Source organism: Bradyrhizobium sp. (assembly GCF_036735945.1).
In the GTDB taxonomy this organism is placed as follows: domain Bacteria; phylum Pseudomonadota; class Alphaproteobacteria; order Rhizobiales; family Xanthobacteraceae; genus Bradyrhizobium.
Window position 1 is genome coordinate 33469 of record NZ_DAINNI010000014.1, and the last position, 20559, is coordinate 54027.

Below are 20559 nucleotides of genomic sequence, written 5' to 3' on the forward strand. Positions count from 1 at the left end.
GCTTGGCGTTCGAGGGCATGTTGATGCAAACAATAGCAAGAGCCGCAGCGGCGCTGTGGCTCGTCTTCGCATTGATAGCCGTTACCCCCGTTCCGCAGGCCCGCGCCGCCGGCGTGACCGACACCGAAATCCGCATCGGCAACATCATGCCGTACACCGGTCCGCTCGCCGCGTTCGCCTCGATCGGCAGGGCGGAGGCCGCCTATTTCGACATGATCAACCAGCGCGGCGGCATCAACGGTCGCAAGGTCAGGTTCATCTCGCGCGACGACAGCTCGAATCCGAAAACCGCGGTTGAGCACACCCGCGACCTCGTCGAGCAGGAGCGCGTACACGTGATGTTCGGCTCTTTCGGCACGCCGAGCAACCTGGCGACGCGAAGCTATCTCAACGAGCAGAACATCCCGCAGCTCTTTGTCGCCTCCGGCGACGAGGAGTGGGCGCATCCGAAGCGGTTTCCGTGGACGATGGGCTGGCAGCCGACATTCCGCTCCGAGGGCCGGATCTACGCCAACTACATCCAGGCCGCCTATCCGAGCCGGAAGATCGCGGTGCTCTGGCAGAACGACCAGTTCGGCCGCGATCTGTTCCGCGGCTTGCAGGAAGGCCTCGGCATCACCGCCAACATGATCGTGGCCGATATCGCCATCGATGCGGACATGTCGATCGATGCCCAGGTCGATATTCTCAAGAACTCCGGGGCCGAGGTGCTGGTGCTCAACTGCGCGCCGCCGATCTCGGCGCGTGCCATCCGCAGGGCGGCCGATCTGGGCTGGCATCCGGTGCTGGTGCTGGTCAATGCGGCGGCCTCGATCGCCAACGCGCTGCGGCCCGCGGGCTTGCAGAATTCCGTCGGCGTAATCTCGACCTCGTTCCTGAAGGACGCCAGCGACGCCACCTGGAAGGACGACGCTGGCATCAAGGAATGGCTCGCCTTCATGGACAGGTACTATCCCGACGGCGACAAGGACGACAGCAATGCCATCTTCGGCTACGCGGCAGCCGAAACGCTGGCGCAGGTGCTGACGCAATGCGGCGACGACCTGTCGCGCGAGAACATCATGCGTCAGGCCGCGTCGCTCCGAAACTACCACAGCACGGTGGCGCTCCCGACCATTGCGATCAACACCGGGCCGTCCGATTTCCATCCGATCAAGCAGATGCGGCTGGTGCAGTTCGACGGCAGCGCCTGGCAGCCGATCGGCGACGTGATCGAGAATGCGTTTCTGGGTGTGGCGGGCGATAAGTGAATGCGACAGAATTGTAGGGTGGGCAAAGCGAAGCGTGCCCACCATCAACTGCGCGAATGGATAGATGGTGGGCCCTACTTCTTCTGCCCGTAATTCAACAGCCCGCCCTGGCTCTTCGGCGGATGGGCGCGCAGGCCTTCCTCGTTGGGCTCGGTGCCCCAGCCGGGGCGGTCCGGCATCACCAGATGACCGTCGACGATGTCAGGAACATGCGTGAACAGTTCGTGGTCCCACGCCAGGCGATCGATGTCGGTTTCCATGATGCGCAAATTCGGCACGGCCGCGGAGAAGTGCGCGTTCTGCATGGTGCAGAGATGGCCGTAGAAATTATGCGGGGCGACGTTGACCTCGAAATGCTCGGCGGCAGCCGCGATCTTCATCGATTGCCACACCCCGTTCCAGGGCGTGTCGATGATCGCGACGTCCATCGCCTGCTGGTCGAAATAGGGCAGGAACTCGCGCAAGCCCAATAGCGTCTCGCAGGATGATATCGGGTGCGGGCTCTGGCGGCGGATATAGCCGAGCGCCTGCGGGTTGAAGGTGTCGATCTCCACCCAGAACATGTCCATGTCCTTGATGGCGCGCAGTATCTTCAAATAACCTTCGGTCTTGGCGTTGAAGTTGAGATCGAGCAGCAGGTCGACATCGGGTCCGGCGCCGTCGCGGATCGCCTCCAGGTGCATGCAGAGATTTCGCAGCACCTTGCGGTCGACATTGATCTCCGGCTCGAACGGCGAGCCGAAGCCGGGCCGCCAGCCCTGCGGCTTGCCGTCGGTGTAGACGAAGATGTTGGTCTTCATCGCCGTGAAGCCTTTTTCGCGCACCTCCTTGCCGATGGACGTCACACCGTCGAGATCGGTGATGGCGGGCTTGAACCAGTCGGGATGGTTGATGCGCCAGGTCGCGCAGTGCGACCAGTAGACGCGGATGCGGTCGCGGATCTTGCCGCCGAGCAACTCGTAGCAGGGCACGCCGAGCGCCTTGGCCTTGACGTCGAGCAGCGCGTTCTCGACGGCGCCGAGCGCCAGCGCCACCACGCCGCCGGCGGCCGGCCGCGTCGCGGAGAACAGTTCGGCGTAGATCCGCTCGTGCTGGAACGCATTCTTGCCGACCACGCGCGCCCCGAGCCGCTCGATCGCCGCGGTCACGCCGGGCGCGCCAAAGCCCTCGTCATACTCGCTCCAGCCGACGAGGCCGTCCTCGGTCATGATCTTGACGAAGTGGTAATTCCGCCAGCCGGCGTCGCATGCGAGCGTTTCGACGCTTCTTATCTGGGTGGCCTTTTTCATGATTTTTCCTGCCCCGGGCTTGTTGTTGTGATTGGCCGATAACAACAACGGTTTGCGCGAAGCGTCAATGACGGGTGGCCCGGTGATTTCCCGTTTCGCGGAACAAAATTCCGCTTGCATCGGAATTCCTGCAAGGCTGTCATGTTCGCCAACAAGAATCTGAATCGACAGCGGTTTTCGCTCGCGAATTCGGGCCGTGAACGCTAGGGGCCAACGGAACGTCCATGTCTTTCCACAAACTGCTGATTGCCAACCGCGGCGAGATCGCCATCCGCATCGCCCGCGCGGCGGGTGACGCCGGGCTCGCCGCTGTCGCGATTCACTCCGCCGACGACGCCCAGTCGCTGCATGTCCGCGCCGCCGATGCGGCCTGCGAAATCCCCGGCCGTGGCGCGCGGGCCTATCTCGATATCGAGGCGGTGATTGCGGCGGCCAAGGCGACCGGATGCGACGCCATTCATCCCGGCTACGGCTTCCTCAGCGAGAACGCCGCGCTCGCCCGGCGCTGCATCGAGGAGAGCATCGTCTTCGTCGGGCCCTCGCCGGAAGCGCTCGACCTGTTCGGCGACAAGGCGCAGGCCAAGGCGCTGGCAAAAGAGTGCGGTGTCCCGGTCATCGAGGGCACCAGCGGCCCGACCAGCCTGGAGGAGGCGAGGGCCTTCCTCGAAGCGCAGGGCGAGCGCGGCGCCATCATGATCAAGGCGATCGCCGGCGGCGGCGGCCGCGGCATGCGGATCGTCGACGATCCCTCGCGGCTGGAGGAGGCCTATGCGCGCTGCCAGTCCGAGGCGATGGCCGCCTTCGGCAGCGACGGCGTCTATGTCGAGCGGCTGATCCGCAACGCCCGCCACATCGAGGTGCAGATCATCTGCGACCATCACGGCGCGATCAGCCATCTCTGGGAGCGCGAATGCACCATCCAGCGCCGCAACCAGAAGCTCATCGAGGTCGCGCCGAGCCCGTCCCTGAGCGACGCGTTGCGCGCCCGCATCATCGAAGCCGCCAAGGAACTCGCCGCCGCCGCCGACTACGACAATCTCGGCACCTTCGAGTTCCTGGTCGATAACGACGCCCGCACCAGCGACAAGGCCTTTGCCTTCATCGAGGCCAATCCGCGCCTGCAGGTCGAGCATACCGTCACCGAGCAGGTGCTCGGCGTCGACCTCGTGCAGTCGCAGCTTGCGGTCGCCGCCGGCGCGACGCTTGGCTCGCTCGGCCTCGCGCAGGGCTACATCCCGCGGCCGCGCGGCTTTGCGATGCAGCTCCGCGTCAACATGGAGGTGATGGACGAGACAGGCGCGACCAGGCCGACCGGCGGAACGCTTGAGATGTTCGACCTGCCGTCCGGCCCCGGCGTCCGCGTCGATACGTTCGGCTATTCGGGGTACCGCACCAGCGCCGCCTTCGACTCGCTGCTGGCCAAGGTGATCGTGCATTCGCCCGGCGGCAACTGGACCGATATCGTGCACAAGGCCTCGCGCACGCTGCGCGAGTTCCGCATCGGCGGCGTCGCCACCAACCTGCCGTTCCTCGCCGCGATCCTGGCGCATCCCGATTTCATCGAGAACCGCCTCTCGACCGGCTTCATCGATCGCCACGCCGCCGGCCTCGTCGGCGAAGCCATGCGCGCGGCGGAGGAGGAAGCAGAGACGGCGCTGGTCGAATCCGGCAGTGCAGCCGACGACGAGACGCTCGCGGCCGCGGTTGCGGCATCGGCGACCGGCCCGGCAGGTTCGGTAGCCGTGCCGGCGCCGCTGCAAGGCACGATCGTTGCCGTTGACGTCAGGGAAGGCGACCTCGTTCGTCCCGGCCAGCAGATCGCCGTCCTTGAGTCCATGAAGATGGAGCATCTGGTCACGGCGCCGCATGGCGGCCGCGTGACCGACATCGCAGCCGCCCCCGGCGTGACGCTGATGCAGGACGAGGCGATCCTCTATCTCGAGCCGGCCGAGATCGACGCCCATGACGTGACTGAAGAGGAAGATGTCGACCTCGATCACATCCGCGCCGATCTGGCCGAACTGATCGAGCGCCACGCCATCACGCTGGATGAAAGCCGGCCCGCCTCGGTGGAGCGCCGCCGCAAGACCAACCAGCGCACGGCGCGCGAGAACGTTGCCCATCTCGTCGATGACGGCTCCTTCGTCGAATATGGCTCGCTCGCCATCGCCGCCCAGCGCCGCCGCCGCAAGGTCGACGACCTCATCCGCAACACCCCGGCCGACGGGCTGATCTCCGGTGTCGCGACCGTAAACGCGGACAAGTTCGGCGCGGATGCCGCCCGCTGCATGGTGATCTCCTACGACTACACCGTGCTGGCCGGAACCCAGGGCCACATGAACCACAAGAAGATCGACCGCATGCTCAGCCTGACCGAGCAATGGCGGTTGCCGCTGGTGTTCTATGCCGAGGGCGGCGGCGGCCGTCCCGGCGATACCGACCGGCTCGGCATGACCGGCCTCGACGGACCGTCCTTCGTGCAGTTCGCCAGGCTTTCCGGCCTCGTGCCTGTCATCGGCATCGTGTCAGGCTACTGCTTCGCCGGCAACGCCGCGATGCTCGGCTGTTGCGACGTCATCATCGCCACCAAAAATGCGTCGATCGGCATGGGCGGCCCCGCGATGATCGAAGGCGGCGGCCTCGGCGTCTATCACCCGGCCGAAGTCGGCCCGGTGTCGTTCCAGTCGCCGAACGGCGTGATCGACATCCTGGTCGAGGACGAGGCCGAAGCGACCGTCGTCGCGCAGAAATATCTGTCCTATTTCCAGGGCGCGGTTGCCGACTGGAAGGCGCCGGACCAGCGCCTGCTGCGGCGGGCGATCCCGGAAAACCGCCTGCGGGTCTACGATATCCGCAACGTCATCGATCTCCTCGCCGATGAGGGCTCGGTGCTGGAAATCCGCCGGGATTTCGGCGTCGGCATGATCACCGCCTTCATCCGCATCGAGGGCAAACCGTTCGGCCTGATCGCCAACAACCCAAAGCATCTCGGCGGCGCGATCGACGCGCCCGCGGGCGACAAGGCCGCGCGCTTCATGCAGCTCTGCGATGCCTTCGACATTCCGATCGTGTCGCTGTGCGACACGCCGGGCTTCATGGTCGGCCCCGAGGCGGAAAGGACCGCGATCGTGCGTCACGTCGCGCGGATGTTCGTGACCGGCGCGAGCCTCACCGTGCCGCTGTTCGGCATCGTCCTGCGCAAGGGCTACGGGCTCGGCGCGCAGTCGATGATCGGCGGCGGTTTCCATGCCTCCTTCTTCACGGTGGCCTGGCCGACCGGCGAGTTCGGCGGCATGGGCCTCGAAGGCTATGTGCGCCTCGGCTTCCGGAAAGAGATGGAAGCGATCGAGGACCCGGTCGAGCGCGAGAACTACTATAAGGCCAAGGTCGCCGAACTCTACGCCAACGGCAAGGCGGTCTCGATCGCCTCCGTGCTCGAGATCGACGAGGTGATCGATCCGGCCGACACGCGGCACTGGATCATGTCGGGCCTCCGCTCGGTGCCGAAGCCGCCGGCGCGCACGACGAGAAAGCGGCCGTGCATCGATGCGTGGTAGTACCCTCGGGTAAAATGTATCGTGAGACTGCGAAATTCAGACTCAGTTGTCGTCACCCGCCTTGTGCGCAATTGCGCACTGGGGCGGGTGACCCAGTATTCCAGGGACGCCATTGATTGAGCCGAGAGGCCGCGGCGTACTGGATCCTCCGCATGCGCGGAGGATGACAGCAATGTGTGCGGCGCGATCTCCAGTCGCCGGCTGCGGATGACTCTAGCTCAGCCGCAACTCCGCATACCCCTTCGCCGCGACATCGTCGCATCTGGCGCGGTACGCGGGGGCGCTGCCGCTGTAGCGGGCGACGATGCGGGTCTGTTTGCCCTCGACGTTGGAATTGATGCCGGTCATCCAGGAATCGACCTCGTTGGACAGCATCCCCTCGCCAAGCTCCCTGACGTGGTCGGTCCAGGATTTCACGCCGTCCGGCGTTGCCTCCAGCCGCGTCAGTCCCTTTTCGATCGCGAACTCGATCAGCCCGGTGACCCAGTCGACGCTGTATTCGATGCTGCGCGGAATGTTGCCGAGCGCGGTGTGCGGGCCCATCAGCATCAGCATGTTCGGAAATTCATGTACCATGATGCCGAGATAGGTCTCCGGGCCGCGTTTCCATTTGTCCTTCAGCCGCGTGCCGCCGACCCCGCGAAAATCGATCTTGTCGAAACTGCCGGTGATGGCATCAAAGCCGGTCGCGTAGATGATGATGTCGAATTCGTATTCCCGATCGCTGGTCTTGATGCCCTTTGGCGTGATCCGCTCGATCGGCGTCTCCTTGATGTCGACCAGCTCGACATTGTCCTGGTTGTAGACCTCGTAATAGAGGGTTTCGAGCGGCAGGCGCCGGGTGCCGAAGCCGTGATTCCTGGGGATCAGCTTCTCGGCGACCGTCTGATCCTTCACGCGCTGACGGATCTTGCGCGCGACAAAGTCGGAGATCGTGGCGTTCGCCTTGCGGTCGATCAGGATGTCGTTGAAATTGCCGATCCAGATGCCGAAGCCGCGCTCGCCGTAGAGCCGTTCGTAGTTCGCCTCGCGCTCCTCGTCGGAAACCTCGAACGCACCGCGCGGGTCGGTGGTATGAATGAAGCAGGCAAAGGTCTCGCGGCAGCGCGCGAACATCTCGGGATAGCCGGCCTTGATCTTCGCCTGCGTCTCCGCGTCGATCTTGCCGTTATGCAGCGGCGCGGCCCAGTTGGCCGTGCGCTGAAACACCGTGAGATGGCCGACCTGGCCGGCGATGGTCTGGATGGTCTGGATGCCGGTCGCGCCGGTGCCGATCACGGCGACGCGCTTGCCCGCGAAATCCACCGGCTCCTTCGGCCAGCGCGCGGTGTGAAACGACGCGCCCTTGAAATCGTCGCGGCCGGCGATGTTCGGCAGCGTCGGCGTCGAAAGCGGTCCGATCGCGGTGATCAGGAAACGCGAATTGACGCGGCTGCCGTCCTCCAGCGTGATGGTCCAGCTTCTGGAGTCCTCATCGTAAACCGCCGTCGTCACGCGGCTGCGAAACTGGATATCGCGGCGCAGGCCGAACTTGTCGGCGACATAGTTGATGTAGCGCAGCGTTTCCGGCTGGCCGGCAAAGTGCTCGGACCACTCCCATTCCTGCAGCAGCTCCTTCGAGAACGAATAGCCGTAGGAATAACTCTCGGAATCGAAGCGCGCGCCGGGATAGCGGTTCCAGTACCAGGTGCCGCCGACGTCGGTGCCGGCTTCGAACACGCGCACCTTCAGGCCCTGTTCGCGCAAACGATACAGTTGGTACAGGCCGGACAGGCCCGCACCGATGATAATGGCGTCAAAGTCCGGAATCGGCGTCGCCTCCATGTTCGTGGTTGGGGTCGAGCCTATCCGCTCCGATGCCGGCGGACAAACCCCGTATCGGCGCGTGGCAGGGTTGCAGCTTTGCCGCCGGCCTGTCGGCTTTACTCGCAGCCGCATCTGCCCCTATCGTCAGGGCTCGGATCGCGCGGCAAGCGGCGACGGCACAAGGGGAGGGAAGCGATGGCCCAGGCGGCTCGGCGCGAGCTGGCTTCGATCGACGTCAGCGATCCCCACCTTTATCAGGACGACACCTGGCGGCCGCTGTTCGAGCAACTGCGCCGCGACGACCCCGTGCATTATTGCGAGGCCTCGCCGTTCGGCCCGTACTGGTCGGTGACGCGCTACGACGACATTTTTGCGGTCGAACTCGACCACGGGACCTACTCGTCGAGTTCCGAACTCGGCGGTATTCAGGTGGCCGACCAGCCCAAGGGGCAGGAGCGCGTCAGCTTCATCCGCATGGACCCGCCCGGCCACACCGCGCAGCGGCGAACTGTCGCGCCGATGGTGGCGCCGTCCAACCTAGCCAATTTCGAATCCGTGATCCGCAAGCGCACCTGCGACGTGCTGGACGCATTGCCGCGCAACGAGACCTTCGACTGGGTCGAGCGGGTCTCGACCGATCTCACCAACATGATGCTGGCGACGCTGTTCGATTTCCCCTGGGAGGATCGGGCGAAGCTGACCTGGTGGTCCGATGTCGCCATCGCCAATGTCGATTCGCCCGATGCTGTCGTGCATTCGGAGGACGAGCGTTTCGAAGAGATGATGAAGATGGGCGAATATTTCCGCAAATTGTGGAATGAGCGCGTCGATGCGCGTCCTACCTTCGACCTCATTTCGATGCTCGCGCATTCGGACGCCACGCGCAATCTGCAGAACCGGGAATTCATCGGCACCATCGGGCTTCTGATCGTCGGCGGCAACGACACCACCCGCAATTCCATGAGCGGCGGGCTGATGGCGCTTTGCGAAAATCCCGAACAGTTCGAGCTGGTCCGCGCGCGGCGCGAACTGGTCCCGAACCTGGTTTCCGAGATCATCCGTTACCAGACGCCGGTGCTGCACATGCGCCGCACCGCGCGCCATGACACCGAACTCGCCGGCCGCCGCATCGCAGCAGGCGACAAGGTCGTGATGTGGTACATCTCCGGCAACCGCGACGAGAGCAAGATCGACCGCGCCGATGAGTTCGTCATCGACCGCGCCAAGCCCCGGCAGCATCTCGCCTTCGGCGCCGGCGTCCACCGCTGTGTCGGCGACCGCCTTGCCGAACAGCAAATCCGCATCCTCTGGGAGGAAATATTGAACCGCGACCTTCGCTTCGAGATCACGAGCCCGCCACAGCGGCTCTATTCGAATTTCATCCGCGGTATTCGTACCCTTCCAGTGAGGATTGTTAGCTGATGTATCTCCGTCATTGCGAGCGCAGCGAAGCAATCCACCTGCACGGCTTGCAGAGGCATGGATTGCTTCGTCGCTGCGCTCCTCGCAATGACGGTAGAGAGATCCGGGACACGCCGATGAAGCAACCTTGTGTTTACATTGTAGCGAGCCGGCGTCACGGCACGATATACACCGGTGTCACATCCAATCTTCCGAAACGCGCTTTCGAGCATCGAGAAGGATTGGTTAGCGGCTTCTCAAGAAAGTATGGATGCAAGATGCTGGTGTGGTACGAGCTGCACGAAACAATGATCGAAGCAATAACACGCGAGAAGCAGATCAAAGCGGGGAGCCGGGCCAAGAAGCTGGCCTTGATCGAAGCGCTGAATCCAGAGTGGAATGACCTCTACGAGTCATTGATGTGATTTTACCCCGAACCCTATCCCCGTCATTGCGAGCGAAGCGAAGCAATCCATCTCACGGCTTGTGGAGGCATGGATTGCTTCGCTGCGCTCGCAATGACGAACGAAAGAGCTGACCAATAATGAAAAAACTTGATCCCGTTGACGTCCTGATCATCGGCGCCGGTGCATCCGGCGCGGCGGTGGCGTGGAGCCTGGCCGAAACCAAAATGCATATCGTCTGCCTCGACCAAGGCGGCTGGATGAAGCCGTCGGAATATCCGAGCACCGGGCGCGACTGGGAGGCGAAGTTTTACGGCGAGTGGTCGACCAGCCCGAATGTCCGCGGCCGCCCCGAGGATTATCCGATCAACGACGACAACTCGCCGATCAAGGTGGTGAATTTCAACGCCGTCGGCGGTTCGACGGTGATGTACACCGCGCACTGGCCGCGGCTGCATCCTTCCGACTTCAAGGTGAAGACGCTCGACGGCGTCGCCGACGACTGGCCGATCGAATACGATGCGCTGACGCCGTTCTTCGAGGAGAACGACCGGATCATGGGCGTATCCGGCATGTCGGGCGACCCGCTGTCGCCGCAGACCAAGCCGCCGATGCCGGCGCAGCCGCTTGGACTCTCCGGCCCGCTGATCGGCAAGGCCATGAACAAGCTCGGCTGGCACTGGTGGCCGTCAGACACCACGGTCGCGACGACGGATTACGAGGGCAGGGCGCGCTGCATCAATCTCGGCCATTGCACGCCGGCCTGCGCGCAGGGCGCAAAAGCCTCGACCGATATCACCTACTGGCCGCAGGCGATCCGCGCCGGCGTCGAGGTCAGGACCCACTGCCGGGTGCGCGAGATCCTGACCAACGAACACGGCATGGCGTCTGGCGTCGTCTATTACGATCAGGATGGCGTCGAGCAATTCCAGCCGGCGGAAGTCGTGATCGTCGCCTGCAACGGCGTCGGCACGCCGCGGCTGTTGCTGAACTCGGTCTCCAGCCGTTTCCCGAACGGGCTCGCCAATTCATCCGGCCTGGTCGGCAAGAACCTGATGTTTCATCCCTATGCGCAGATCTACGGCTTCGTGAAGGAGCCGACGGATAGTAACCGCGCGCCGCCGACCTGCCTCTGGAGCAAGGAGTTCTACGACACCGACCTGTCGCGCGGCTTCGTCCGCGGCTACGGCATCCAGTTCGGCCGCGGCGCCGGCCCGGTGTTCGAAGCCGTCGCCAGCGAACAGAAGGGCATCCTGCCGTGGGGCGAGGATCATCACCGTGTGTTCCGCAGGCTGAACGGCCATCGCCTCGCAGTGTCGGCGATCTGCGAGGATCTGCCCGAGGAGCACAACCGCGTCACGCTGGATCCCGTGCTGAAGGACAGCCACGGCATTCCCGCACCGAAGATCGACTACACGATCAGCGCAAACAGCCGAAAGATGATGGACCACGGGCTGGCGCGCGGCCGTGAGATTCTCGAAGCCGCCGGCGCGACCGACATCTGCATCAACGACCCGATACCCTGGGGCGGCTGGCACCTGCTCGGCACCGCGCGGATGGGCACCGATCCGGCGCGCTCCGTGGTCAACGAATGGGGCCGCTCGCACGATGTGAAGAACCTCTTCATCGTCGACGGCAGCGTGTTCGTCACCTCCGGCGGCGTCAACCCGACCTCGACCATCCAGGCGCTCGCGCTCTACATCGCCGACCAGATGAAGCAACGCCTTGCCAACCTCTTCGACTGAGACCGTCATGTCCGCAAGCAATGAACTGACTTCAGCCCAACGCAACGATCTCCGCTCCGTCGCCGCGATGATCGTCCCCGCCAGCGATGAATACAAGGTGCCCGGCGCCGACGACCCCATGATCCAGGCCGACATGCTGGCGACGATGGGGCGAGATACCATGCTGGTGCGCGCCGCGCTGGATCATCTCGCGCGTCTCGCCGGCAAGCCGCTGGCGGAACTCGACGCCGCCGGCCGCGAGAGGGTGGAGAAGGAATTCCGCGCCAACGGCGGTGCTCCCGCCGCAACGCTCGTCCGCGTCGTCCTGCAATGCTACTACCGCGACGACCGCGTGCTGCGCTCGCTCGGGCTCGAGCTGCGCGCGCCGTTCCCGAAAGGCTACACGCTGGAGCAGGGCGACTGGTCGCTGCTCGATCCCGTCAAGGGGCGCGGCGGCCATCTCAGGCGGGCGCCGTAGCAAGCCAGCCCTGCGCCGGATGCGTTGCCACCTTGCGCAGGCGGTTTCCGGCCACCATCTGAGGAAGCCGAAGGAATCTCGCCATGCTGGATTTTACCTCAGATATCGCCGATGACGCCCTGTCATCGCGAACGGTCGAGCCTGCCCCGGATGATCGGGTCCTGCTCGATGCCTATTCCAATGCCGTGATCGACGTGACCGAGCGCGTCGGCCCTGCTGTCGTGCGCGTTGAAACCGGGCCGAAAGTGCGGAGCGCGCGCGAGCGCGGCGGGCTTGGCTCGGGCATCGTGATCTCGCCGGACGGTCTCGTGCTGACCAACAGCCATGTGGTCGGCTCAGCGAAGGAGATAAGGCTCCGCGACACCGAGGGCTTTATCACCGACGCGCATGTGCTCGGCGTCGATCCCGACACCGATCTGGCGCTGCTGCGGGCCGATGGCGCGCGCGATCTGCGCTATGCCTCGCTCGGCAATTCCAAGAGCCTGCGCCGCGGCCAGCTCGTGGTCGCGATCGGTAATCCGCTCGGCTTCGAATCGACTGTCACCGCCGGCGTGGTGTCGGCGCTCGGCCGCTCGATCCGCTCGGTGAGCGGACGCACCATCGAGGACGTGATCCAGACCGATGCCGCGCTCAATCCCGGCAATTCCGGCGGGCCGCTGGTGTCGTCGGCGGCGGAGGTGATCGGCATCAACACCGCGATCATCAGCGGCGCGCAGGGCATCTGCTTTGCGGTCGCCAGCAACACCGCGCAGTTCGTGCTGTCGGAAATCATCCGCCACGGCTATGTCCGCCGCGCCCATATCGGCGTCGCCGGCCAGACCGCGCCGATCCCGCGACGCCACGCGGTGGTCGCCGGCGTCGACAACACGATGGGCGCGCTGCTGGCGCAGATCGAGCCGGATAGCCCGGCCGCGAAGGCCGGCCTGTTGCCGGGCGATGTCGTGATCAGGCTCGACGGCGTCGACATCAACGGCGTCGACGACCTGATCCGCGCCCTCGACCGCGACCGCATCGGCCGCACGCTGGCGATGGACGTGCTGCGGATGGGAAGGCTGCGCGGGATCGACATCCATCCGGTGGAGCGGAAGCCTGCGGGGCGGCAATGACTATTGTTGCAGCGCCGCCAGCAACTCGTCCGGTGCTTCGGACATGATCATGTGGCCGGCGCCCGGCACGATGATCGTGCGTGAATTCGGCGTCGCCGCGGCCAGAGTCCTGCCGGCCTTCGCTGGTGTCATCATGTCGCGCTCGCCGAGGATGAAGGTCGCGGGCACTCTTACCTGCGCTGCGGCCGCGAGCGCATTCCGATAGCTGTTGCAGGCGTTGAGATCGTTGTAGAGCACGCCCGGTCGCATCTGCTGCAGCACCCGCTGCGCGCCCTGATGCATCCACAGTCCCGGCGCGAGACTGCCGCCGAGTTCGGCCTTGAAGCCGAGGCCCCAGATCGAGACCATGTCGATGGCGTCGATGCTGTTGGCTTCGGCGGCCTTGAGCAGATCGGGGCCGACCGTCATCGTCGCGGCGGTACCGATCAGGCTGAGGCCGGAGACCCTGTCGGGATGCCGCGCGGAAGTCTCCAGCGCGATCAGCGATCCCATCGAATGCCCGACCAGCTTCGCTTTCGGCGCGCGCGCGGCGTCGAGCAGCGCGGCGGTCCAGTCCGCCATGTCGGCAATGGTCGGCAGCGGCTTGCCTCCGGAGCGGCCGTGTCCCGGCAGGTCGGGCGCCAGCACGGAATGGCCGTGATGGGCGAACCAGCGGCTGTGCAGCGCCCAGGTCGAATGATCGAAGCCGGCGCCATGCAGCATCACGACCGCGGGCAGCGACGGATCGAATGGCCGGCCGCCGGTGGCAACGAAGGTATCAACGCCGTTGACGGAAAGCTGCATGGATCAAACCTTCTGCGATGCGCGGAGCGCCTGGCCGAGATCGTCGATGATGTCGGAGACGGTTTCGATGCCGACCGACAGCCGCACCAGCTCCTCGCCGATCCCTGCGGCCTTGAGCTGATCGGCATCCATCTGCTGATGCGTGGTGCTGGCGGGGTGGATCACCAGCGTCTTGGCGTCGCCGACATTGGCGAGGTGGCTGATCATCCGAAGCGACTCGATGAATTTCTTGCCAGCCGCGCGGCCGCCCTTGATGCCGAAAGAGACGATCGATCCGGCACCGCGCGGCAGCAGCCGTTTCGCGAGCACATGGTCGGGATGATTTTCCAGCGCCGGATGCAGCACCCAGCCGACCGCCTTGTTCGCCGTCAGCGCTTCCAGCACCGCGATCGTGTTGCTCATGTGGCGCTCCATGCGCACGCCCAGCGTCTCGACGCCCTGCAGCAGCTGGAACGCATTGGTGGGCGAGAGGCAGGCGCCGAAGTCGCGCAGACCTTCGGTGCGGGCGCGCATGATGAAGGCGGCCTGGCCGAACTGCTCGTCGAAGACGATGCCGTGATAGCCGGCATAGGGCTCGGTAAGCTGCGGGAATTTGCCCGAGGCGTGCCAGTCGAACCGGCCGCCATCGACGATGACGCCGCCGATCGCAATGCCATGGCCGCCGATCCATTTGGTCGCCGAGTTCATCACGAGATCGGCGCCGAACTCGATCGGCCGGCTGAGGAACGGCGTCGCAAAGGTGTTGTCGATCAGGAGCGGGATCTTCGCGTCATGCGCGATCCGGGCAACGGCGGGAATGTCGAGGACCTCAAGCCCGGGATTGCCGATGGTCTCGCCGATCACGAGCCGCGTGTTCGGCCTGATCGCGGTGCGGAATTCGTCGAGCGCGCGCGGCTTGACGAAGGTCGTCGTGATGCCGAAGCGCGGCAGGGTGTGCGCCAGCAGGTTGATGGTGCCGCCGTAGAGCGAGGCGGAGGCGACGATGTGGTCGCCGGCATTGAGGATGGTCGCGATGGCGAGATGCAGCGCGGCCATGCCGCTCGCCGTGCAGATCGCGCCGACGCCGGCTTCGAGCGCCGCCAGCCGCTCCTCGAGCACGGCGGTCGTCGGGTTGGAGATGCGGGTGTAGATGTGGCCGGCGCGCTCCAAATTGAACAGCGCCGCGGCGTGATCGGAATCCTGAAAGACGTAGGAGGTGGTCTGGTAGATCGGAACCGCGCGGGCGCCGGTTGCGGGATCCGGGCGCTGGCCGGCATGCAGGCTCAGCGTTTCGAAGGCAGGCGGCTTGGGTGCGGGCATGCGGGACTCGTCAGGTCAAGTTGTGGAAGGAATTCGATGGCTCAGACGTGCACGGGGGTGCGGACCCGGCCGGCATCCCCGAACACGCGCAGATAGCGTTCGACCTCGGACGGGCTGCCGGTCGCCTTCTCGGGATTATCCGACAGCTTGACCGCCGGCCGTCCATCGACCGACGTTACCTTGCAGACCAGCGAGATCGGATCGAGGTCGGCGGAACCGTCAGGCGCGCAGCCGACGAAATCATTGGTGAGGTTGGTGCCCCAGCCGAAGGAGATGCGGACGCGCCCGGAGAAGTGACGGTAGGTCTCCTCGATCGAGTCGACATCCATGCCGTCGGAGAACACCAGCAGTTTTTCCTTGGGATCGCGGCCCTTCTGCTTCCACCACTTGATGATCTCCTCGCCCGCCGTGATCGGCGGCGCGCTGTCGGGGCGAAAGCCGGTCCAGTCGGCGACCCAGTCCGGCGCGTCGCGCAGGAACGCCTTGGTGCCGAAGGCGTCGGGCAGGGCGATCAGCAGGTTGCCGCCGTAGGTGTGGCGCCATTGATCGAGGATGCGGTACGGCGCCCAGCGCAGCTCCTCGTCGGAATTGGCGAGCGCGGCGGCGACCATCGGCAATTCATGCGCGTTGGTGCCGATCGCTTCGAGATCATTGTCCATCGCGAGCAGCACGTTGGAGGTGCCGGTGAAGGAGGGGCCGAGGCCCTCCTTGACCGCCTCGACGCACCAGCGCTGCCACAGATGGCCATGACGGCGGCGGGTGCCGAAATCGGACAGCCGCAGGCCTTCCAGCTTGCGCAGCCGCTCGACCTTGGACCACAGCTTGGCCTTGGCGCGCGCATAGAGCACGTCGAGCACGAAGCGGCCCTGGCCCTTGGTCGCCTGGCGCGAGCGCAGCTCGTTCACGATCGCGAGCGCCGGGATCTCCCACATCGTGGTGTGGGTCCAGGGACCGTGGAAGTGCAGCTCATACTGGCCGTCGACCTTGTTGAGCTCGTATTCGGGCAGGCGGAAGTTCGCCAGCCAGTGGATGAAGTCCGGCGAGAACATCTGGGTCTTGCCGTAGAAGGTATTGCCGGCGAGCCAGATCAGCTCCTTCTTGCTGAAGCGAATGGTCCGCGCATGGTCGAGCTGCGCGCGCAGTTCGCCCTCGTCGATGATTTCGGCGAGGCGGACGTGCCTTGAGCGGTTGATGACGGAGAAGGTGACGCGCTGGGTCGGGTAGAGATCCCGGATCATCTGCTGCATCAGCAGCTTGTAGAAATCCGTATCGAGCAGGCTGCGCACGATCGGGTCGAGCCGCCAGCCGTGATTATAGGTTCGGGATGCAATATCGGTAACTGCCATGGCGGAACTCTAGCGTGCCGGGGGCCGCCCAACTAGGGGGATTTGGCTGGGCATGGCAGCTCAGCGCGCCTGTTCCCGCCGGATGCGGCTGACCGCGGCGGGAATATCCTTCCAGGCAGGCTTGTCGGGGGCAAATTGCTGCCGGAGATAGCCGACCAGTTCCGCGACCTGGCCGTCGGCCAGGCTGTCCCGGAAGGCCGGCATGTAGCCGAGGTCGGTCACCGCCGGCCTGGCGATGCCGTGCAGCACGACCTGGATCAGATTGTCGGGTGCCGTGCTGTGCAGATTGCTGTTCAGCGCCAGCGACGGCCGGCTGCCGAACAGCGGCGCGCCGCCGACCTCGTGGCACACCGCGCAGGCCCCCTGGTAGATCCGGGCGCCGACGCTCGAGGCGGCCGCTGCGCGCGTGCCAGTCGCGGATTCCAGCCGTGCGGCGAGCGCCTCCCGCGCGGCTCGATCCATCGAGGTCGGATTGAACGAAGCGAGATAGACCGCCATGGCGCGGATGTCGGAATCCGGCAGCGCGGCTAGCTCCTTCACCACGGGCGCCATTGGCCCGGCGGCGACGCCGTGGAAGCGCGACTCGCCGGTTCGCAGATAGGCGTAAAGTTCGTCCTCACTCCACGGGATCGGCGCCTGCGACAGCGAGGTCAGTGCCGGCGCTTCCCAGCCCTCGGCAAACCCGCCGGCGAGGTGAGCATCGGCGATCTCCGCGCCGAGCGCGTTGCGCGGTGAATGGCAGGCGCCGCAGTGACCGAGGCCCTCGACCAGATAGGCGCCGCGATTCCATGTCTCGGATTTCGCCGGGTCAGGCTGGAAGGTGTCCGACTTGTGGAACAGCGCGTTCCAGCCCGCCATCAATGGACGCTGGTTGAACGGGAATGCCAGCGCATTCGGCGGCGTCTCCGCGCGCACGGCGGGCTGCGCCATCAGGTAGGCATAGAGCGCCTGCATGTCGGCGTCGGTCGTCCTGGCGAAATGGGGGTAGGGGAACGCGGGATAGAGATGCCGCCCATCGCGGTGGATGCCCTGGCGCATGGCGCGCTCGAAGGCGGGATAGGACCACGCGCCGATCCCGGTCTCGACATCGGGCGTGATGTTGGTCGAATAAATGGTGCCGAACGGCGTTTGCAGCGGACGGCCGCCGGCATTGAGGGTGCCGTCCGCCGAGGTGTGGCACACCGCACAATCGCCGAGCGCCGCGAGCTGCTGGCCGCGGGCGATGGTGGCAGCCGAATAGACCGAGGCATCCGGCCGCGCGATCGGCGCGATCGCGCGCCATGGCAGCGTGGCGGCGCCGATGCCGATGGCGGCGGCGCACAGTGCTGCGGCGGTTGCAAACATATTGCCACGGATGGCGAACGGATTTGGCCATGCGCGAGATACGGGTTGGGAGGGGGGCGGCAATGCCGCTGGCGCTGTCTGCTCCTCGCCGCGCAAGCCCCGCAAAATTCGTTCCGGCGTGAACGGCAGTTCGCGGAAGCGTACGCCGGTAGCATCATAGATCGCGTTGGCGATCGCTGCTGCACTTGGCACGGATGCGGACTCGCCGACGCCGAGCGGCGGCTGATCCTGCCGCGGCAGCATCAGCACGTCGATTTCCGGGACGTCGGGGAACTTGATGATGGGGTAGGCGCCCCATTCCCGCGCGGTCACGGAGGTGCGGTCGAACGACACCTCCTCCATCAGCGCGCGGCTGGTCGACTGGATGACATTGCCGTGGATCTGGTGGCGGACGCCATCCGGATTGATCATCAGGCCGGAATCCTGCCCCGCCACCACGCGCGTGACGCTGACATCGCCGGTCGCCTTGTTGACGGCGACGTCGGCGATCCATGCCGACCATGCCGCGCCATAGCCGGGAAACTTGCTGTGCACATAGAGCGCGTAGGCAAAGCCGCGTCCGCGTACGATGTCACCTTCGGCGTGCCTGTCCTCGCGAACCGGCCGCGGCTTCCAGCCGGCGCGCTCGGCGACGGCATTGACGAGGTCGACGGCGCGCGAATCCTTCAGATAACGCAGGCGATACTCGATCGGATCGACGCCGGCTTCAGATGCGCATTCATCGATCCAGGATTCATGCGCAAAGGTGTTCGGCAGCGCCGAGACGCCGCGCAGCCACGACGCGCGCACGATCGGCGGCATGTCGTTCGCCACCACGCGCAGATTCTCGTAATCGTAGGGCGGGATTGCGGTGCGATCGCCCATCTCGAAGATGGCCGGCGTGTGCGGGACGGCGCCGGTGAGCAGCAGCGCCAGCGTCGGCGCTCCGTTGGATGGATAGCGCGTCGCGAAATCATAACCGGCGACACTGCCGTCGGCGTTCAGGCCGCCGTTGACGTCCATCAACTGCGCGGTACCCTTGGGCTCCCACGCGTGCTCCTGCTCGCGCGTCAACTGCACGCGCACGGGACGACCGACAGCGCGCGACAGCAGGACCGCGTCGGCGGAAACGTCATCGGCGCAATTGCGGCCGTAGCAGCCGGCGGCTTCCAGCCTGATAACCTCGATCTCGGCCTCGCGGCGGTGGATCAGCCGTGCCAGATCGGTGCGCAGATGATGCGGATTTTGGGTGCCGGACCAGACCCGCGTCAGATCCTCCTGATAGTCCGCAACCGCGCAGGATGGGCCGATCGAAGCATGCATCTGGTAGGGCCAGATGTAGGTGCGCGGCATTGGCCTGGCCGCGCCGGCAATCGCCGCATCGACGTCGCCCTTGTCGATCAGCTTGCGCGGCGTCGACGGATTGGCACGCAGCGCAGTCTCGATATCCTTGAGGTCGGGCAGTGTCGGCGTCGGTTTCCAGCTCACCCTGAGCTGCGCGGCGGCCTTGATCGCGTTCTCCTCGCGCTCGGCGATGACGCCGACGAAGTCGCCGTGCCTTACGACGGCAACGAGCCCGGGAATATCGCTAACCGAGCTCTCGTCGACGGCGATCAGGCTGTTGCCGATGAAGTCGCCGACATCGACGCCGGCATAGGGCGGGCGGACGACACGGCCGTGCAGCATGCCGGGAATACGCACGTCGTGCACGTAGACCAGTTCGCCCGTGGCCTTTGCGGGCAGGTCGACACGCGGCACCGACCGCCCGACGATGCTGTAGGCATCGACGGACTTCACCGGAACATCGTCCGCCAGTTCAAGCTGGATGGTTTCGCCTGCTATCAGCTCGCCATAGCTGACGCTGCGATTGTCCTTGCCGCGGATCAGGCCGTCTTCGATGACGAGCTGTTCGACCGGAAGCTCCATTCGATCGGCTGCGCGTGCGACAAGGAAATGCCGCGCCTGCGCCGCGGCCTTGCGCAGCGGCACCGCGGTGATCTGGATCGTCTCGCTCGCGATCGTCGCGCCCTGGTTGGGAACGACCGCGGTATCGCCCAGCACGACCACGACGCGCGCAAAGGACACGTCGAGTTCCTCGGCGACGATCTGGGCGAGCGCGGTGCGGATGCCGGTGCCGAGATCGACGTGGCCGTTATAGGCTGTGACAGATCCGTCAGCGGTGATCTTGATGAAGGTCTCGAACCTGACGGCCTCTACCGGCGAGGCGGCGCGAACGACTGATAGCGTGCCTTGCAGACGCTCGGACGCGGGAGGCGCAGCCATCACGCCTGCGCCTCAACGACATGGCCGGCAGCACGCATCGCTGCGCGCATGATCTCGACATGGGCGCCGCAACGGCAGAGATGATGTCGCAACGCTTCCAGCACCTCATCCTCCGACGGGTGAGGGGAGCGCAGCAACAGCGCCTTCGTCGTGATGATCATTCCGTTCAGGCAATAGCCGCATTGCGCGGCTTGCTCGTGAATGAAGGCCTGCTGCACGGGATCGGGATGCCCGCGCGTGCCGAGGCCTTCGAGCGTCACGATGTCGCGGCCAACACAGCCTTCGATCGGGATCACGCAGGAGCGCGCGGCGACATTGTCGATCAGCACGGCGCAGGCGCCGCATTCGCCGAGCCCGCAACCGTATTTCGGTCCGTTCAGCGCGAGGTCGTTACGCAGCACATAGAGCAATGCGGTATCGGGTGCGGCCTCGACGTCATGAGTCTTGCCGTTGACGATCAGGCGCATCGTGCTTTGCGTCATGCTATCAGCGAGTCCTCGTTGCGCTGCA

General features: G+C 65.3%; 14 protein-coding genes. 7 read left to right on the forward strand and 7 right to left on the reverse strand.

Going from position 1 to position 20559, the window contains the following annotated elements:
* Positions 1–23: 23 nt before the first annotated feature.
* On the forward strand, positions 24–1250 hold the full coding sequence (locus tag V7E26_RS07525; RefSeq protein WP_324414811.1) for an ABC transporter substrate-binding protein: 1227 nt from the start codon (positions 24–26) through the stop codon (positions 1248–1250).
* Between the two features lie 74 nt (positions 1251–1324).
* Here the strand turns inward: V7E26_RS07525 and V7E26_RS07530 are convergent, their stop codons facing one another.
* Complete coding sequence (locus tag V7E26_RS07530) at positions 1325–2539, reverse strand: mandelate racemase/muconate lactonizing enzyme family protein (protein ID WP_324414812.1); 1215 nt, start codon at positions 2537–2539, stop codon at positions 1325–1327.
* Between the two features lie 224 nt (positions 2540–2763).
* On the opposite strand from V7E26_RS07530, the gene V7E26_RS07535 reads away from it, so the two are divergent.
* Entirely contained in the window at positions 2764–6096 is a 3333-nt protein-coding gene (locus tag V7E26_RS07535; RefSeq protein ID WP_324414813.1) for a carboxyl transferase domain-containing protein, read from the forward strand.
* Between the two features lie 213 nt (positions 6097–6309).
* Here the strand turns inward: V7E26_RS07535 and V7E26_RS07540 are convergent, their stop codons facing one another.
* On the reverse strand, positions 6310–7920 hold the full coding sequence (locus V7E26_RS07540) for a flavin-containing monooxygenase (RefSeq protein WP_324414814.1): 1611 nt from the start codon (positions 7918–7920) through the stop codon (positions 6310–6312).
* A gap of 177 nt (positions 7921–8097) precedes the next feature.
* Between V7E26_RS07540 and V7E26_RS07545 the strand changes: the two genes are divergently transcribed.
* The 5 genes from V7E26_RS07545 (at position 8098) to V7E26_RS07565 (ending at position 13015) form a co-directional block, all read left to right on the forward strand.
* Complete coding sequence (locus V7E26_RS07545; RefSeq protein ID WP_324414815.1) at positions 8098–9324, forward strand: cytochrome P450; 1227 nt, start codon at positions 8098–8100, stop codon at positions 9322–9324.
* 116 nt (positions 9325–9440) lie between these two features.
* A complete protein-coding gene (locus tag V7E26_RS07550; protein ID WP_324414857.1) occupies positions 9441–9728 on the forward strand; it encodes a GIY-YIG nuclease family protein in 288 nt (95 codons plus the stop codon).
* A gap of 119 nt (positions 9729–9847) precedes the next feature.
* Entirely contained in the window at positions 9848–11452 is a 1605-nt protein-coding gene (locus V7E26_RS07555) for a GMC family oxidoreductase (RefSeq protein WP_324414816.1), read from the forward strand.
* A gap of 7 nt (positions 11453–11459) precedes the next feature.
* The gene (locus tag V7E26_RS07560) at positions 11460–11909 is read left to right on the forward strand and encodes a hypothetical protein (protein WP_324414817.1); all 450 of its coding nucleotides are present in this window, start codon (positions 11460–11462) and stop codon (positions 11907–11909) included.
* A gap of 83 nt (positions 11910–11992) precedes the next feature.
* Positions 11993–13015, forward strand: coding sequence for a S1C family serine protease (locus V7E26_RS07565; RefSeq protein WP_324414818.1), 1023 nt, complete (start codon positions 11993–11995; stop codon positions 13013–13015).
* Here the strand turns inward: V7E26_RS07565 and V7E26_RS07570 are convergent, their stop codons facing one another.
* Genes V7E26_RS07570 through V7E26_RS07590 form a run of 5 tightly spaced genes read right to left on the reverse strand, consistent with a single transcriptional unit; the run spans position 13016 to position 20531 of the window.
* Entirely contained in the window at positions 13016–13798 is a 783-nt protein-coding gene (locus V7E26_RS07570; protein ID WP_324414819.1) for an alpha/beta fold hydrolase, read from the reverse strand. It lies immediately after the preceding gene.
* A gap of 3 nt (positions 13799–13801) precedes the next feature.
* Complete coding sequence (locus V7E26_RS07575) at positions 13802–15097, reverse strand: O-acetylhomoserine aminocarboxypropyltransferase (RefSeq protein WP_324414820.1); 1296 nt, start codon at positions 15095–15097, stop codon at positions 13802–13804.
* 41 nt (positions 15098–15138) lie between these two features.
* Entirely contained in the window at positions 15139–16443 is a 1305-nt protein-coding gene (gene pncB / locus V7E26_RS07580; RefSeq protein ID WP_324414821.1) for a nicotinate phosphoribosyltransferase, read from the reverse strand.
* A gap of 60 nt (positions 16444–16503) precedes the next feature.
* Complete coding sequence (locus tag V7E26_RS07585) at positions 16504–20049, reverse strand: molybdopterin cofactor-binding domain-containing protein (protein WP_324414822.1); 3546 nt, start codon at positions 20047–20049, stop codon at positions 16504–16506.
* Positions 20049–20531: a (2Fe-2S)-binding protein gene (locus tag V7E26_RS07590; RefSeq protein ID WP_324414823.1), complete on the reverse strand. Its 483-nt coding sequence runs from the start codon at positions 20529–20531 to the stop codon at positions 20049–20051. Before V7E26_RS07590 ends, V7E26_RS07585 begins: the two co-directional genes overlap by 1 nt.
* Positions 20532–20559 lie beyond the last annotated feature (28 nt).